Here is a 14,684-nt window from a genome sequence, read left to right on the forward strand (position 1 = left end):
CAAAGGATTACTGTTGGCATCCATAATTATTTATATTTTCTGCCTTGTCGGCATGGAAATAGACCCCTTTACGTCTCTCTGCACTGGAAGCAAGCCCATGAGCTTGCAGCTTCTGGCCATGAGAGTGAAGCCGCCCGGAACCCGTTATTGTTGTTACTATTTGTACGATTGTTATTCAAATTGAGGGCAAACGCGCCGGCAGCCCCACTATTATTGAAGGAACCGGGATTTATGGCCTATTCCCAAAATATTATTTTATTGCTTTGCGGATTTAATCCATCCACCTACCATTTTACCTATTTCAACATTATATCCTGACCAAACTTCATATTTTTTCATTGGCAAAAATCCTAAGTCTTTTGCCAATCTTGTATAAGCTTTAAGCTTTGTAACTTCTACATCCAACTCCTGAAGAGTTGTCTTTTTGTAATATTTTTTATGACATGTTATCACATATTCTAAAATCTGATGCATACATCTTTTCATATCTGTTCCCAATGCATACTTTTCTGATTTCGGAAATTGAGCTATTGCTTGATATCCATACTGGATCATGTCATAAGTTTTTTGAAGCACTTTCAATTCTTCCATTTTTGTATCACCATTTAAAAATTTTATCATTTTTTGATTTTATATATTGACATTTGTTATAAAATATCCTTTTACGTTACGCAATAAACTTTTTTGAGGGGCGATTATCATCGCCCTTTTCAGAACACAGCGACCGAATTATAAGACGTACGCCGCCCGGAACCCGTTAAAGAAGTTACTATGTGAACGAGTGAAAGACAAATTGAGGGCAAACGCGCCGGCAGCCCCACTATTATTGAAGGAACCGCCTCTAAATGGTAATCTTTCACCATTATTTCTCATCCAAAGTCCATCTCCTCCACATGATGCATCAAGAGGATATAAAGCTAATGATTTCATAATCATAGGTATTGTAAGACCAGATTTAGCTGCAAGTGTTTCAAAGGTTTTATATCCGTAAGCAGTATCATCTGGCTGTGCATTCGTAATGGTATCACTAATCTGGAAATTACCTGTCCCAGCAGTTGGAGAAGATGTATAGTCAAATTTCAAAGTTCCAGCTGTACCAGGAGCAACTAGCGAACCATCAGCTGCCAATATAGCTTTCCAAAGTGTTGACGCATCTGAGTGATCAGAATTTAGTATAGCAGCATTGTTATCAGGAATAATTTGAATTTCTCCATTTTTTAATCTCATTCCTGAATTCCATTCCCACACATTACCGTTCAAGTCATAAATTCCGTCTGACGTTCCATCATGAGACCATGATGCTGGCCCACTACCTGTTGCAACTCTACCAGTGTGGTGATATCCTGCTGCATCTTGTTTTGTAGACTTTCCATTCCAGTTATATGTTAAAATCCAATCATACTTTTCAACACCTTTTTCATATTGTGCATCTACATCACAGCCTGCATAGTTATTACCTCTTGGCATTTTGTTGTTCTTCTTACACCACAACGCAATTGCTGCCCACTCAGCATTACTCATTAAGTGCCAACCTTGTCCTTTTGCATAACAATAGCTTAATGCTTGATCAAAATTAACATAAGCTGCGGGATCTTGTCCTGGAAGTGAGTAAGCTCTTCCATCAGTTACACAAGCTTGATATTTACCTATATAAATGGCACTTTTTTCAACACCATTAACAATAAATGCTGGATGAACTGTGTGAGGAGCTCCTGTTATTACTTCATCTAAATAGAACTTAGGAATTACCACCATTATTGATGGATTACCTTTATCATCATAAATTACTGTGTTTTTTCCTCCTGTAGCAGCTTCTACTGCTGCTCTATAAGTATCTTTTATTGAATATATAAATGCCATTAGAATCCACCTCCAATTATATAGTTGTCTGGCAAGGCCCATAAATAGATAGTAACATCATTCATATTTAATGGCTGCACAACTTTGTTATATATTGGGTTTTCATTCTCATCAACTTGACCAGTTTCCACCATTTCATATTCCTTAGGTGGAATAACTATGTTAGCAACATACCAAACATACTGACCAATTGAACCATTAAGACCAAAACCAAGCTGCATATCTCTATCAAGGCAAACATCAACTACTACTTCCTCATCCTTCTGATACTTACTAAGGTTAACTGATACAGTTTCATCAAAGTTTATTGTCTTTCCAACTACATTGTAAGGTATTTTTGTTCCTTCATTTTGCTCGATAATTTTCATATATTCTCACTCCTCTTATTTTATATCTGGATTAACCAGTGTCCATCTAATTACTACATTATCTGCAGAACCGGTATATTTAATATAAAAGCCATTAGCTGTTTTACCATAAAGTATTAAATCTCCTACAGCTCCTATATTACTTGCAGATTCAACAGTTAAATGAACATCATAATCAAGGTCTATTTCCGGATACCCAGGTATGCTTACTAACGCATATGGTTCAGTAGATCTTATAACTGGATTAGATTCTATTCTTCTTATATCAGTTATAGTAACTGCTGCTAGATCCATGTTGTTATCATTTGCAGGCACCGTTATTCTGTAAAGAGACATCTTGCCATCTGGAACAGTTGCTGCAATCATAGGTTTATATCTCTTTTCAGCAACATTATAATCAATGTATATATAATATGTTGCTGAGCTTCCTGAAGAATTTTGAGGTACCATTGCAATCATCTGCTCATCTTTTACACCTGCAGTTATACCATCTACATATATTTCAGATATATTGCCATCTAAAAAAGTACCAGTTTTAGATATCTGAACATACCTACTATTAACCATAGCATTTATAACACAGCCACTTTTGACCGCTTTATTATAAATTGTTACTACTCCTTGCTGAAGTCTTTGCTTCTGCCACTTCTCAAGCTCCTTTGTAACACTACCAACTTTATTGAAAAGTTCAGCAATTAAAGCTCCCTCTAAATTAACCGCTAGGTCAACACCGTCCTCAAGATTATTCATGTTCCTTGCTGACAGTGGAGTACCTACTTGAATAACAACACCATTCTGGTCTTTAACTTCATCCTGCCATTTTAATTTTTCATAAGACATCTAATTACACCTCCTGCATCTGAATTTCAAACAAAATTAAAAGACCTCGATTATCCTTTGCAAGGTTATCGGATCTTTCAAGAAAAGTCTTTCCATCCACAGATATAAGCCTATATTTTGTTATATTTCCTATAATAGTTTCATCAACATAAGCAAAAATCTTGATATTATTCCCTGAAAGCTCTGTACGGTCAATTGGAACATCAATAGTTGCTCCTGAAACAACAACTTGGGCTTTTAAAATATTAGTACTAATCAACCTGTACAATTGATTTGTTCCATCAGTAGTTATCAATTTTAATCACCTCCCCTGCAATAAAACTCCTCACTTGCTACTGGCAACTTAGTTAAATACAGCTTTCCGGATATATTAACTACATCTGTTAATGGTTTAAAGCTCGCAGTATTCACTAAACTTTCAGAAGCAGCCTTTAACACCGAAAAATACTTTGTAACTTTATCAGTTACTTTTTCTTGATATCTTCTGCCTAAAGTCTGATCATAGACATAAAACTTATCTGAAAAATAAGAGCTTTCTTTAATCTGTATTTTTTCATAATAACTTTTCCCATTACCAGTAATAACAGTATCTTCAGAGCAAATAAAAAACAGCTCTGAAAAATAGCTGCCTAATATGTCTTTTATACTTTCTTTATAACTTCTTCCCAGTCCAGTGGAAACTGTACTTTCAGAAGCTTTAAACAATGGACTTGATTTATAACTCTTAAATATATCAAATAATTTGTCTCTGTAAGCTCTTCCAATTGTACTCTCTATGCTATTTCCTGAAACATCGAGAGTCCCACAGCAATCAAGCCTTTCACTAAAATATTTATTAAAAAGCACTTTTAAGCTTAGAATACTAAAATAATCTAATACAAGCTCATAACTTATATGTGCAGGCTTCCTTAAGTCTATTTGTTCAAATATAAAATTCACGATATCTCCAAACTGCTCTTCTGACTTAATAGTTACCTGAAACAAGAAACTGCTTTTAAACCCAATTTTAGCATCATAAATTACTGCTTTAAGCGATGATGTCAGGGGTTTCAAAGATGATATCTTTGCATTAATTCTTTTCCTTCTTTCTTGAATTTCAAAAGAGCTTGTTTTGATTCCTGCATATTTGTCCCAAAAATCAAGTCCCCAAGTAGCAGTCTCAACATAAAGTTGATTAATGCAATCATCTATAAAGTTATCAAGCTTTTTAAATTGAGACTCTCCTATATTAACTACAGCTTTAAAACTAGAAGTATCTTTGAAATAATTCTGCAAAAAATCCATCATTGAATTACTCAACCATATCACCTACAATCGCCAGTGAAGTAGTAGGTACTGTTATATTTTTATTCTGTCCATTTATAAGTAAATCAGAATAATCATCCACCCCATCTGTACTAAATATTATATTACCTACGTAAGCATATCTTATAGTTGTATCTTCAAGAGCTAACTCTTTAAAATAATCATTTATGTTTTTTCGTATATCAGCCTTTACAACATCCTTAACATAACCAGATCGCACCGTAAGTTTGAAAGATAAGTTCACGGAAAACAAATCTACTGTAGCCACAGTAACTTCTGCTCCAATAGGTGCCATACCTTCGCCCATTCTAGGAACGGGATCTATATAATTTTGAACTTGAGTAATAATATCTGCGGAGGCAGGATCTGTATTCTTATCAGTTATAATAACTTTAACAGTACCAGTTCCCACGCCCTTCCATTCAGGAATAGGATATACCTTTCCTACAGTTTCTATTTCCTTAGCCCATTTAATATAATGATTTTTATTACCACTTCCTGCAGGGTTTTGAATATCCTCTAGAAGCCTTTCTTTTACTTCGTCATCACTTTCACTGTCATTACCTCCAAATAATCCAACTTCATCTACCTTAATCCACTCAACTTCATTAATAGCTACTCCTGAATAGGTAAGCTCCGTATAGGGAAGAAGTTCTCCAGATTTACCAATGGTAGTACATTCTACCGGAACCTTAACACTTGAATCCCCTGATACAATATCAGTGTCTTTTGTTACTGATACTTCTATAGTTCCATCTAGAGTTTTCAAGATAGTATCTTTCATTACTACTGAATTTAAAATAAATGGACTGTTTTTACCAAGAATAATACTTCCTCGTGCCTTGCTGCCTGCATACCTTGGAAGAAGACCTCTCTCCTTCAATCTTTTATCAAGTTCTTCTCCCTCTGAATCTTCAATAAAGTATTTCCTTACTAAATCATCTATTCTGAATTCCGCCATTTGTACTTGATGTGCAGATACTTCAATAATAGAGTATATAACAGGGTTAGAATTAAAATCTGATATATCAATACCTTTTGTTCTTAGCTCATCCAGCATTTCTTCAATAATTTCTTCTAGAGTCCTAACCAATTTCCTCACCCCAATTTAATGAATCTTCAATACCATATTCTGAAAGAAAATACTTTATATAAAAATCTACCTTCCTTTTTTCATTTATGAATGCAGCATTTATGGCTTTTACAGTAACAGTTTCATCCTGTTCAATACATTCCTTTACATAAGACATTGCCTTTTTAAGCCATGCCTCGGTGATGTTCTCAGAAAGTATTAAATATAAATCATTACCATACTCAGGATGAAACATATTTGAACCTTTTCTAGTCTTAAGTCTTAATACTATTGACTGTTTTTTTGCTTCAATACCATTTATCAAAACGAGGTCGCCAGAATAATTAAATTTTAAATCTTTATTAAACAATAAATCTAAACTCATAAATATATACCTCTTAAATCCATGAAGTTATAATACCATTAGCAGTATCACCATTGATAAATGAAACAACTACCTGACTTTTTTCAGCAATTCCATAATTATCAATATCATAAATTGGTATCTCACGAGATATTTTTATATATCCTGTTTCAATTTTGTACATAGGTAAATATACCTTTGCAGATCTTTCAGAAGCAGAAATGCTAGTAACAATACCAAACTGTGGGAAATTCATATTTTTCAACATCTTCACCGCCTTAGTATTTCTTACCGTTATTTTCATAAAGATCACTTCTATATTGCTGAGCATCATCTGGTCTTATATTAGTAATATCAAAACTGTTAATGTAACCTTCATTTTTACTCATCTGATGCACAACTTTGTTTATATAATAAGTACCGCTAAATCTGCCAAAATTAATAGCATTTATCTTACCTTCAGCATATAGTCCTGGATTACCTGGAAACCTTGTGCCATTACCTGTTATAACCTGCCTTGAATACTCTTTAAGTAATTTATCAGCATATTCTTTAGCTGCTTGATTTGTTTTAGCCTTTGCTACATACTCAATTCTTTCTTTAGTCTGTCCCATTTGATTTATTAAAAAATCATTTTGACTTGATGCCTCAATAAGCTGCTTTCTATCATGAATCCAGTGTCTTACAGTGACTTTATTTATTACATCAATAGAAGAATCATCAAATTCGATTTTACAATTTGATTTCAACCCTTGGGTATAAATAAAAGAATCAATAATATTCTCATCACTGTCATTTCTTTCTCCAAAGTAAAGCTCTTTATCCTTAGTGACATAGCAAACAAATCCTTCCATATCAGCAAGTCCCTGAATAACTTCCCATTCCTTTTTATTAACCCACATCTCTCTATCAACTTTATTATCAGTGGCTGTAACTATAGGAGTTAGTCCATATTTTTTTGCCAATATACTTGCAACATCACTGCTTGTTACATCATTATATGAAACACTATACTCTGTATCGATCATGGGTGCTGAATAATCTCTACCAATTATTTTCACAGTTTTTGACGAATCGAAGTTAGGCTTTACACCATCTATTCTTCCAGTAAATATATGCTTCAACTGACTTTTATTCCATGAATGAATATCTTTTACATAGCCAATATATATTCTTACTTCTTGATTTTTTCTAAGCCAATCAGATAACATTAAATTATTATTTAAAGTACAATCAAAACTATCTGCTGCTAAATATACTGTATTTTCAACGGAAAGATTAGTAAAATCGTTCCATCTTACATCTGCACCATCAACTTCAATAATTGCTCTTGGTTCCAAAATATCACCCCTTTGGAATCTTTACTACATATCCAACAGGAATTCTGCGAGGATTAGAAATGCCACTGGCATTTGCAATCTTAGGCCATGAATTACCATTACTATAGTACTTTACAGCTAATGCCCAAAGTGTATCTCCTGATTTCATAGTATAAGTATAATAATCAGGTTCTGGTGGAGCTATAGGCTTAGGAACTACCGGAGCTGCTCTTTTAACAACACTAGGCACAAATGGCTGTGGTTCATTTTGTATTTCAATAAGAGTAATTGAGTATCTAATATAGGTACTTCTTACATAACTATAGTTAAACTCTCTAATTCTAACTTTCTTATCAATCATTCCAGCAAGAAACTTCACTTCTGAACCAGCTTCTTTTAACTTCAAAATAGCATTACAATCTTTTTCAGCATTATCTCCCTGCAGCACACCACTCCATGCATAGGTATGTTCATCTTCACCCATATCTTGATAAATAGGTGGTGCTCCAGGAATATCAAGTTTTGCTATAACTCTAGGGCCAGTGAAATCAATTTGTTTTTCAGGCCCTAGAGAAAAAGTAAAATTGTCCAGCATAACTTTCATATAGTATCACCCCTAATATGCTAATCGTGGATCTCTAGATTTTACATACTTATCATCATTATTAGATATCTGTGCAGCAGCAAGTCTTGGGTCTGTACTATTTATGTTGTAGGTAATATTTCTATTATCACTATAACTGCTGCTGTTTGAATTTTTAATGGTATCTTCGCTTTTACCAGTTACTAATCCCTCAATTTTTCCACCAACCCATTTAGCTCCACTTATTATGCCTTTTACAATAGGATTGTCCAAAAGCTTTTTAGCGTATCCAAAAAGCTTATCCAGTTCATTACTTATCCAGCTTATTGCTGAATTCCAAGCATTTTTAACTCCATCTACTATTCCACCTATAAATGAACCAATAGCTCCAAATATCTCTTGGACTTTATCTCTAAAGCCTAAAAAGTTTGTTTTCCACGCCAATACAGCTGCAACTACAATTGCTGTAATAACAGCGATTATTATACCAATAGGGCCTAGTCCAATAACCCAAGCTAATGCCATTTTTGCTCCTGCAATTAGTGCTTTAGCTCCTGTTGCCAAGAACTGAGCACCTACAGAAATAATTGTCTTTATAGCACTAAGTGCACCTGCACCTGCTGCTTTTAACCAAGCTCCAGCCATTTTTGCTCCTGCAATACCTGCTTTTACACCAGTTTTTAAGAACTCAAGTCCAACATTTCCTATAACTCGAATAGCACTTAACGCACTTGTTCCTGCAGCCTTCAACCATACTCCTGCCATTTTAGCACCTGCAGCTACAGCTCTTCCTCCTGTTTTAACAAATTCAGAGCCTACACGTCCTATAGATTTACTAGCATTAAGTGCACCAGATCCAATACTCTTAAATATTCCTCCGGTTTTACTTCCAAGAGACATTATTCCTTTTGTTACTCCATCTAACTTAGTTCCAAAAGTAAAAGCCCTGAAGAATGATGATATCTTACCCCCTCCCATTACCTTGGTTAGGAAAGAAAATGATTCTCCAAAGCCCTTAAAATATTTAGCCAAGTTAAGAAATACAGTACCGCCACTTGATAAAACTCCAAGAACATTACCAAATAACAATTTAACAGCACCTGCACCTAGATTAAAGGCTGCAAGTCCAGCCACAACTTTTAAAATTGATGCTGCTGCCTGTGGATTAGCTGCAACCCATGCAGAAATAGAATTGATTACATTAACAATGCTGTCTCCATACTTCTTGAGTTCATTCATGAAAGGAGTTCCGGCAGAAGTAAGCAATGTTTCAAGACTTCCTTTAATTTGCTCTACTATACCAGAAAATGTCGACTGCATTTCCTGAACTTGTTGTTCTATAGCCTTTGCTCTTCCGGCTTTTTCCGTCATATCCTCAAAAGAACCTTTACCTGATACAGTCAGTGCAATAGCTGCTCTCATACCTTGAACACCAAAAGCTTTTTTAAATTGATTCAGGACTTCATTTGCTTTTTTTGCTCCAAATAGCTTCTCGAGTTCATCATCTGACAACATATTACCACTGCTATCAAACATCTGTTTAGGATCAATGTGTGCATTATATAGTGTTTGTCTCAGCTTATTTACAAGGTCTTGGGCATTTTTAACATGACCACTTTCATCAAATATGCTGCTTTCTCCACCTACAATCTTAGTTTTGCCTGTCTTGGTTTTTTGTACTGTTGCCCCCTGAAGCAATCCAAGACTATATAAAGCTTTTTCTGCTTCTGGTGATACTGCATCCAATCTTAACAAAAGATCATTTAAGAATGTACCTGAAGCATCACCAAGTCCCATATTGTGTAATGTACCAAGAAGTAGAGTTGTATCTTTTATGTTTATACCTAAGTTATGAGCCGTTTGCCCAGTTTGCTGAAGGTCATGCATAATATTTTGAACACCAGCACTAGATGCATTGGCAGCTCTATTAATATCATCAGCAGTTTGCATCATCTGACTACCTTGGAGCTGAAACATGTTCGTTACCTGAGAAATTGCATCTGCAGCGCTATCACATGATATTTCGGCAGTCTGAGCTAAATAAACAGCTGCTTTGGCTCCCCCTTCAAGTACTTCTTTATATTCCATTCCATTCTTAATAAGATTTAATTCAGCTTTGGCTGCATCCGTATTTGAAAAAACAGTATCAGCACCAAGCTTCAATGATAAATCTGATAAGTTTTTTAGTTGTTCTTCTTGTATCTTTAGAGGAACAGTGGCATCATAATTTGCTAGTTCTACTTGTTTCATAACTTTTTCAAAATCAGCAGCACTATCAACAGCTTGCTTAACTGCACTTAGTTCAACAAACCCTTTTAGCATTTGATCCTTGCCACTACTTTTTAATTTTTCACTTTCAGTTTTCCATTCTTTCATTTTTGATAACTGATCATCGAAAAATTTATCATCCCACTTACCTGTAGGAGAAGCATTACCTAATCTATTAATGCTATCCTCAACCTCTCTAACTTGCCTAACAGCAGAAGTTAAAGAAGGCCCCATATTATTTACTGCTGATAATACTAATGCAACCGAAAGAGAACTATCCATAAAAAAAGTTCACCCCCTTATGATTTTTTCTCTAAATTTTGGTATATAATTAAAGTGAGGTGATAAATATGAGGATTTTATATTTCATAACAAAAACAATATTGTTTTTTATATATCTAATTCCTGCTGTAATTTTTGTTGTGCTTATATGGGGACTAACTTTTATATTAGGTCATATATTTGCAGCATTATTTAATATAAATATTATTGTTTCGTATATAGTTACTGCCATTCTCATCATGTTTTCTATGCTTTCAACTTTACTGTCAAAAGGTTCAAATAGCAGCTTTGTAACAGATTACTTCCTGCTAAAATATTATTTTAAAATGATAAAGTAAGAGGCTGTAAAATTAATTATCAGCCTCTTCATTTTGCTTATCTACCATCCACTGTACTGAATAAAAAACCGCATCCCTCTCCATATCAGTCATGCTTAACCATTCACTGTAAGTGATGCCTGTAAATTTTGCGCACTGTGCCCATCTGAGGAGATCGGCTTGCCGAGCAAAAAAGCCACAGCGTCATCCGCCTTTTTCTCTAAGTCCTTTGTATTACCAAACATTTTATTAAATACTAATTTATAAAAATTCACATCTGTATCTAACCATTCATTGAATAGTTCTTTGTAGTTTCCATCTGTACTTGAACTATCAATTTCTACAACACATTTTGCTTTAACATAATCGTCAATTAATAGAGCACCTGATACTATAGCCTCTTCATCAATTTTCATCATTTGAATAACATTCATTCTGTCACTTCCAATTGGAGCTCTAAATCTAATCACTTTCCCACTTGGTAACTCTAATGGGCCATAAATTTGTCTTTCCATAAAATTAAACCTCCTCTAAGCCTTCGGCTTTAAAACTAAAATCATTTTTTACAACATCTTTACCCTTTGCCATAGAAACTGTAAGTTCAGGGATAACCACATTTAAGAGTCTGTATTTACCTACAAGACCAAGATGTGGGGCGTTAATATTTGCAGTAACAGTCATTCTTGGGCTTGGTGGAATATAGCCACCACGCTTAAGTTCGCTTGTACCAAAACATGACTTGACAATACCAAGATTTATCATTCCACGCTTAAGCTTACCTTCTATTTTAATTTCTCCATCAAGAATAGCTGCTATTCTTTCTCCTAGCTCTAAATATTCTTCAGTACCATTTTTAATTGAGAACTCCATTTCTTGAAATTCACCAGCAAGCTCTGGGCCAGTTGCCCCAGTAACAAGTGTTTTAACATTGAACCCTTGAACAGGCATAGACTATTCCTCCTTTTTAGCAGTTTTTTTAACTTCTGTTTTTGCTGCTTTATTATCATCTTCACTTACAATAAGCTTGACCGGGCAGGATCTAACACAAATTCCGCAATCTATACAGTCAGAAGATATAAAAGTTTTGCCATCGAATTTGATAGCACCTACAGGGCACACACTTTTGCAGGCTCCACAATTGGGACAGCCATCATTTATTTTGTACATACAATCACTCCTTATTCACCAAGATATCTTTCTATATGATGATCTACATAGTCAGCAGCAAACACAGGTCTTATTCTAACTTTTGTTTTAAGCATTCTTGCTGCCATTGTTTCCGGTGTATTAATACTTTCATCACACACCGTCGGCTTAAAGTCGTAAATTTTACCATCATCTTTTTTAATCTGCAGTATTGCATCTATTTGCTCTGCTACAGCCTGCATAATGGAAGTAGTTATATTCTTTGACTTAACCCATCTTGTAGACACATAAATTTCAGTTTCAATCTCATCAAACTCACGCCTTATACTAATCTGACTCCAGTTTGTGTCAGTAGAAAGATTTACACCATTCATAACTCTATATCCTGAATCAGGAGCGATAGGTGAAATTCTTGCCTTTGTAAGTGCTTTAATATCACCACTGGTAAGTTCAATTTCCTGTGATACAATACCATTTACAATCCTATTTGATGGAGATTCATGTGCTCCACCACTTACTAGAACACCAGCATAAAAGCCATCAGGAGCAATATACTGTCCTGCTATATCAGTGTATTCATTCCAAGGATAACTAAACTCAGCTCTCATAGAATCTAAGTTTTGAGTTAAAGCACAAACAGCATCAATATCCAAAGATGGGGGAGGATTTAAAACTGCAGTTCTTAAGCCATCCCTTACAGAAAGGTTCATTGCATGTGTTATAAGTGCATTTCTTACAACATCTGAATACTGCTGAGCACAAATTATAACATTAACATTTTCAGTTTCAAGCAGCTTAAGACCTGTCCTCTTGCCATCAACTATTGTTCCAATATAATCAGAATCCGTTGCTGTCGCTCCATCATTTCCACCTGTAAGTGGTACAGCTGAAAGAGCCTTTGGAATAGCTGAAGCTCCTGCTGCAAGTGTCAACGTAACAAATTCTGAGTTTACAGCTCCAATACTATCAAGAGTTAGATTGTCAAAGGTTTCAGTTTTACCTCCATAAATAACAACAAGCTTAAATGTATTAGCATTAGTTCCTGCAGCTACAGCCACAAGAATTTCATTTCCCCATGTACCGGGAGTTAAAGCCTTTACAGTTACAGAATCATTTGAAGTACTGTCCTTAAGAGTAAATGAAGCTTCTTTAATTCCTGCTCCAGCAATTCTAACTACCACAAAATTCTTAGCTCCTTGAGCCATAGCAGGCCATATAGATTTACACCCTGTAAGACCTGTTTTATCCTTTCCGAATATCTTAGTCAGTGAATCAAAAGATGTAATAATCTTTTTTTCATTCAAAGGCCCTTTTTCAAAGGTACCAACTACTCCTATAACATCTGAGCTTACAAGCTGCACTGGTGGAGTACCTTCATCTTCAATAATCTCAATACGAGGTTCAATATAATCAACTGACAATAAAATCACATCCCTTCCATTTCTATATCAATATCATCACTAAAGAAACTAATTTCATCCTTCTGTCTTTCAGAATAGAATGTAGCATGATATTCAAGCATAGCAGCATGCCAAATCACAGTGTCAGAGCTGTCTGCATAAATATATTCAATTTCTTTAATTTCTCCTGATGAAATAGTTCCTTCAAGAGTAACATCTTTATTAAGAATCCTGCGCATTATTTCTGAAAGCTCTCTAATTTTTCTTTCGCCTTCTTCAGGATCTGCTTCTTGAGTATAAACATAAATTAATATAAGTGCTTCTGCCTCATCAGTCTCATTGTCATAGAGTTCATATGTAACTTTTTGGCAGGAAGCACTTATACTTGTACCAATATCCGGCAAAATACCATTTATCTTATGATAATTACAAACTTCTTCAAGGCTTTGATTAACTTTGAATGTATCTATTATTTTATCTAATACATCATCTATTACCATTGCTTAAGACCTCCTTATAGAAATCTTTAACAGTTGAAACAATCTGTCTATTTTCCTTATCTGTAATTACAAGATAAGGTCTAGCAGGTATTTTAACACTCTTAACTTTTATTATCTTGCCTCCACCAACAGGTATACAAAGACAGTTGCCATTTTTAGGTTTTATAACTCCACCGAACTGGTGAATTCTTGCATAAATGAGAGTAGAACCTACTGCAACAGAATTAGCATTAGCTTCAAAATTTATACTTTGCTTTAATCTACCTGAATTTTGAAGAATCTTATTTGATGAAACACTGTCAAATATCGAACTTTTCTTTTTATCTAAAGCATTAGAGCTTCGTTTATTTTCTCCAAATAAAGAGTTATACATAAGTTGCTTACCTCTTTTTGTATTAGTAAAATTATCGTAAGCTTTATTTCCATAAGATTCATTAGTAAAACTACTTCTTTTTTGCCATTTATTTGGTCTACCTTCTTCTTCAAAATTTTCAGTAATTCCACCAACCATTATTTCACCAATTTTTCTAAAAACAGGTCTTAAATTTTGCCCTCTTGAAGCCAAATTACTAAGTACATTAATAACTGGTTTTAAGCCCTGAGCCTCAATTTTAACATCAATTGGCTTTACCATCTTGAAAGAGCCTCCTCCATATCGCTTCTTTTTCTTGTCCTTTTCATACATGGTGTCTGAAGGTTCTGAGGCTTATTAATTTCAATAATTCCTGGATATCTGTCAAGCAAGCCATTTACAACAATGTTTTTAAGATCTGCTTCTGCTCTTTTGAAATAAACTTCAGCAAGTGGGGTTTGTTCCTTGCTTCTTGCAATATCAGCATAATATTTATCAATAATAAAAGATGCTGCAAAATCAGAAGCAATACTTATAACCAGTGGGGGAGTAGGGGAGGGAAGGGGAAGTACATATCTTGTAGCTAGTACTGCATCAATCCTTGCCTCCGCCTTAGTTATAAATTTTGCTACTTCCTCGGAACTTATCTGATTCGTTCCAATCTTATTGCAAAGACCTCTTACATCAACCTCCGTAATATACATAACT

The 14,684-nt window shown here is 34.7% G+C and carries 20 protein-coding genes; 1 reads left to right on the forward strand and 19 read right to left on the reverse strand.

All coding sequences use genetic code 11. The annotated features are described in order from the left end of the window. Positions 1–255: 255 nt before the first annotated feature. From avd to T514_RS24660, 12 genes are all read right to left on the reverse strand, one after another. The gene (gene avd / locus T514_RS0114925) at positions 256–591 is read right to left on the reverse strand and encodes a diversity-generating retroelement protein Avd (protein ID WP_027625517.1); all 336 of its coding nucleotides are present in this window, start codon (positions 589–591) and stop codon (positions 256–258) included. Positions 592–729: 138 nt separating this feature from the next. Continuing rightward, positions 730–1,860: an SUMF1/EgtB/PvdO family nonheme iron enzyme gene (locus tag T514_RS0114930; RefSeq protein ID WP_027625518.1), complete on the reverse strand. Its 1,131-nt coding sequence runs from the start codon at positions 1,858–1,860 to the stop codon at positions 730–732. Then, positions 1,860–2,228, reverse strand: a complete 369-nt coding sequence (locus T514_RS0114935) for a hypothetical protein (protein WP_027625519.1) — start codon at positions 2,226–2,228, stop codon at positions 1,860–1,862. The genes T514_RS0114930 and T514_RS0114935 overlap by 1 nt, the downstream gene beginning before the upstream one ends. Before the next feature lie 15 nt (positions 2,229–2,243). Beyond that, positions 2,244–3,068 carry a hypothetical protein gene (locus T514_RS25790; RefSeq protein ID WP_051542058.1) on the reverse strand — a complete coding sequence of 275 codons (825 nt, stop codon included), beginning with the start codon at positions 3,066–3,068 and terminating at the stop codon, positions 2,244–2,246. Between the two features lie 4 nt (positions 3,069–3,072). Then, entirely contained in the window at positions 3,073–3,363 is a 291-nt protein-coding gene (locus T514_RS0114950) for a hypothetical protein (protein ID WP_027625520.1), read from the reverse strand. A gap of 2 nt (positions 3,364–3,365) precedes the next feature. Beyond that, the gene (locus tag T514_RS0114955) at positions 3,366–4,355 is read right to left on the reverse strand and encodes a putative phage tail protein (RefSeq protein WP_156939940.1); all 990 of its coding nucleotides are present in this window, start codon (positions 4,353–4,355) and stop codon (positions 3,366–3,368) included. Positions 4,356–4,359: 4 nt separating this feature from the next. After that, entirely contained in the window at positions 4,360–5,466 is a 1,107-nt protein-coding gene (locus T514_RS0114960) for a baseplate J/gp47 family protein (RefSeq protein WP_027625522.1), read from the reverse strand. Further along, the gene (locus T514_RS0114965) at positions 5,459–5,830 is read right to left on the reverse strand and encodes a contractile injection system sheath initiator (RefSeq protein WP_027625523.1); all 372 of its coding nucleotides are present in this window, start codon (positions 5,828–5,830) and stop codon (positions 5,459–5,461) included. Before T514_RS0114965 ends, T514_RS0114960 begins: the two co-directional genes overlap by 8 nt. A gap of 13 nt (positions 5,831–5,843) precedes the next feature. Then, positions 5,844–6,113: a hypothetical protein gene (locus T514_RS0114970; protein ID WP_027625524.1), complete on the reverse strand. Its 270-nt coding sequence runs from the start codon at positions 6,111–6,113 to the stop codon at positions 5,844–5,846. Then, positions 6,088–7,149 carry a phage late control D family protein gene (locus T514_RS0114975; RefSeq protein WP_242850611.1) on the reverse strand — a complete coding sequence of 354 codons (1,062 nt, stop codon included), beginning with the start codon at positions 7,147–7,149 and terminating at the stop codon, positions 6,088–6,090. Before T514_RS0114975 ends, T514_RS0114970 begins: the two co-directional genes overlap by 26 nt. 4 nt (positions 7,150–7,153) lie before the next feature. After that, entirely contained in the window at positions 7,154–7,732 is a 579-nt protein-coding gene (locus T514_RS0114980; RefSeq protein ID WP_027625526.1) for a LysM peptidoglycan-binding domain-containing protein, read from the reverse strand. A gap of 12 nt (positions 7,733–7,744) precedes the next feature. Continuing rightward, positions 7,745–10,261, reverse strand: a complete 2,517-nt coding sequence (locus tag T514_RS24660) for a phage tail tape measure protein (protein ID WP_051542059.1) — start codon at positions 10,259–10,261, stop codon at positions 7,745–7,747. Positions 10,262–10,329: 68 nt separating this feature from the next. On the opposite strand from T514_RS24660, the gene T514_RS0114990 reads away from it, so the two are divergent. Beyond that, on the forward strand, positions 10,330–10,599 hold the full coding sequence (locus T514_RS0114990) for a hypothetical protein (RefSeq protein WP_027625527.1): 270 nt from the start codon (positions 10,330–10,332) through the stop codon (positions 10,597–10,599). 95 nt (positions 10,600–10,694) lie between these two features. Here the strand turns inward: T514_RS0114990 and T514_RS24665 are convergent, their stop codons facing one another. Genes T514_RS24665 through T514_RS0115030 form a run of 7 tightly spaced genes read right to left on the reverse strand, consistent with a single transcriptional unit; the run spans position 10,695 to position 14,680 of the window. Next, the gene (locus T514_RS24665; protein ID WP_051542060.1) at positions 10,695–11,093 is read right to left on the reverse strand and encodes a hypothetical protein; all 399 of its coding nucleotides are present in this window, start codon (positions 11,091–11,093) and stop codon (positions 10,695–10,697) included. A gap of 4 nt (positions 11,094–11,097) precedes the next feature. Further along, a complete protein-coding gene (locus tag T514_RS0115005) occupies positions 11,098–11,526 on the reverse strand; it encodes a hypothetical protein (RefSeq protein ID WP_027625528.1) in 429 nt (142 codons plus the stop codon). Between the two features lie 3 nt (positions 11,527–11,529). After that, positions 11,530–11,745 carry a 4Fe-4S binding protein gene (locus T514_RS0115010; protein ID WP_027625529.1) on the reverse strand — a complete coding sequence of 72 codons (216 nt, stop codon included), beginning with the start codon at positions 11,743–11,745 and terminating at the stop codon, positions 11,530–11,532. 11 nt (positions 11,746–11,756) lie between these two features. After that, positions 11,757–13,145: a phage tail sheath C-terminal domain-containing protein gene (locus T514_RS0115015; protein WP_027625530.1), complete on the reverse strand. Its 1,389-nt coding sequence runs from the start codon at positions 13,143–13,145 to the stop codon at positions 11,757–11,759. Positions 13,146–13,150: 5 nt separating this feature from the next. Next, positions 13,151–13,624 (reverse strand): hypothetical protein, encoded by a 474-nt coding sequence (locus T514_RS0115020; RefSeq protein ID WP_027625531.1) that lies wholly within the window; start codon positions 13,622–13,624, stop codon positions 13,151–13,153. Beyond that, positions 13,611–14,258 carry a phage virion morphogenesis protein gene (locus tag T514_RS25795; protein WP_051542061.1) on the reverse strand — a complete coding sequence of 216 codons (648 nt, stop codon included), beginning with the start codon at positions 14,256–14,258 and terminating at the stop codon, positions 13,611–13,613. The genes T514_RS0115020 and T514_RS25795 overlap by 14 nt, the downstream gene beginning before the upstream one ends. Further along, a complete protein-coding gene (locus T514_RS0115030; protein ID WP_027625532.1) occupies positions 14,252–14,680 on the reverse strand; it encodes a phage protein Gp36 family protein in 429 nt (142 codons plus the stop codon). Before T514_RS0115030 ends, T514_RS25795 begins: the two co-directional genes overlap by 7 nt. Between the last annotated feature and the right edge of the window lie 4 nt (positions 14,681–14,684).

It is taken from the genome of Clostridium lundense DSM 17049 (assembly GCF_000619945.1).
Classification (GTDB): domain Bacteria; phylum Bacillota; class Clostridia; order Clostridiales; family Clostridiaceae; genus Clostridium_AO; species Clostridium_AO lundense.

Coding starts and splice junctions, on each gene's coding strand:
- T514_RS0115020 (WP_027625531.1), bottom strand. CDS start 13,624: ATGGTAATAGATGATGTATTAGATAAAATAATAGATACATTCAAAGTT.
- T514_RS0114955 (WP_156939940.1), bottom strand. CDS start 4,355: ATGATGGATTTTTTGCAGAATTATTTCAAAGATACTTCTAGTTTTAAA.
- T514_RS24665 (WP_051542060.1), bottom strand. CDS start 11,093: ATGGAAAGACAAATTTATGGCCCATTAGAGTTACCAAGTGGGAAAGTG.
- T514_RS0114930 (WP_027625518.1), bottom strand. CDS start 1,860: ATGGCATTTATATATTCAATAAAAGATACTTATAGAGCAGCAGTAGAA.
- T514_RS0114935 (WP_027625519.1), bottom strand. CDS start 2,228: ATGAAAATTATCGAGCAAAATGAAGGAACAAAAATACCTTACAATGTA.
- T514_RS0114980 (WP_027625526.1), bottom strand. CDS start 7,732: ATGAAAGTTATGCTGGACAATTTTACTTTTTCTCTAGGGCCTGAAAAA.
- T514_RS25795 (WP_051542061.1), bottom strand. CDS start 14,258: ATGGTAAAGCCAATTGATGTTAAAATTGAGGCTCAGGGCTTAAAACCA.
- T514_RS25790 (WP_051542058.1), bottom strand. CDS start 3,068: ATGTCTTATGAAAAATTAAAATGGCAGGATGAAGTTAAAGACCAGAAT.
- T514_RS0114965 (WP_027625523.1), bottom strand. CDS start 5,830: ATGAGTTTAGATTTATTGTTTAATAAAGATTTAAAATTTAATTATTCT.
- avd (WP_027625517.1), bottom strand. CDS start 591: ATGGAAGAATTGAAAGTGCTTCAAAAAACTTATGACATGATCCAGTAT.
- T514_RS0114970 (WP_027625524.1), bottom strand. CDS start 6,113: ATGAAAATAACGGTAAGAAATACTAAGGCGGTGAAGATGTTGAAAAAT.
- T514_RS0114990 (WP_027625527.1), top strand. CDS start 10,330: ATGAGGATTTTATATTTCATAACAAAAACAATATTGTTTTTTATATAT.
- T514_RS24660 (WP_051542059.1), bottom strand. CDS start 10,261: ATGGATAGTTCTCTTTCGGTTGCATTAGTATTATCAGCAGTAAATAAT.
- T514_RS0115005 (WP_027625528.1), bottom strand. CDS start 11,526: ATGCCTGTTCAAGGGTTCAATGTTAAAACACTTGTTACTGGGGCAACT.
- T514_RS0115010 (WP_027625529.1), bottom strand. CDS start 11,745: ATGTACAAAATAAATGATGGCTGTCCCAATTGTGGAGCCTGCAAAAGT.
- T514_RS0115030 (WP_027625532.1), bottom strand. CDS start 14,680: ATGTATATTACGGAGGTTGATGTAAGAGGTCTTTGCAATAAGATTGGA.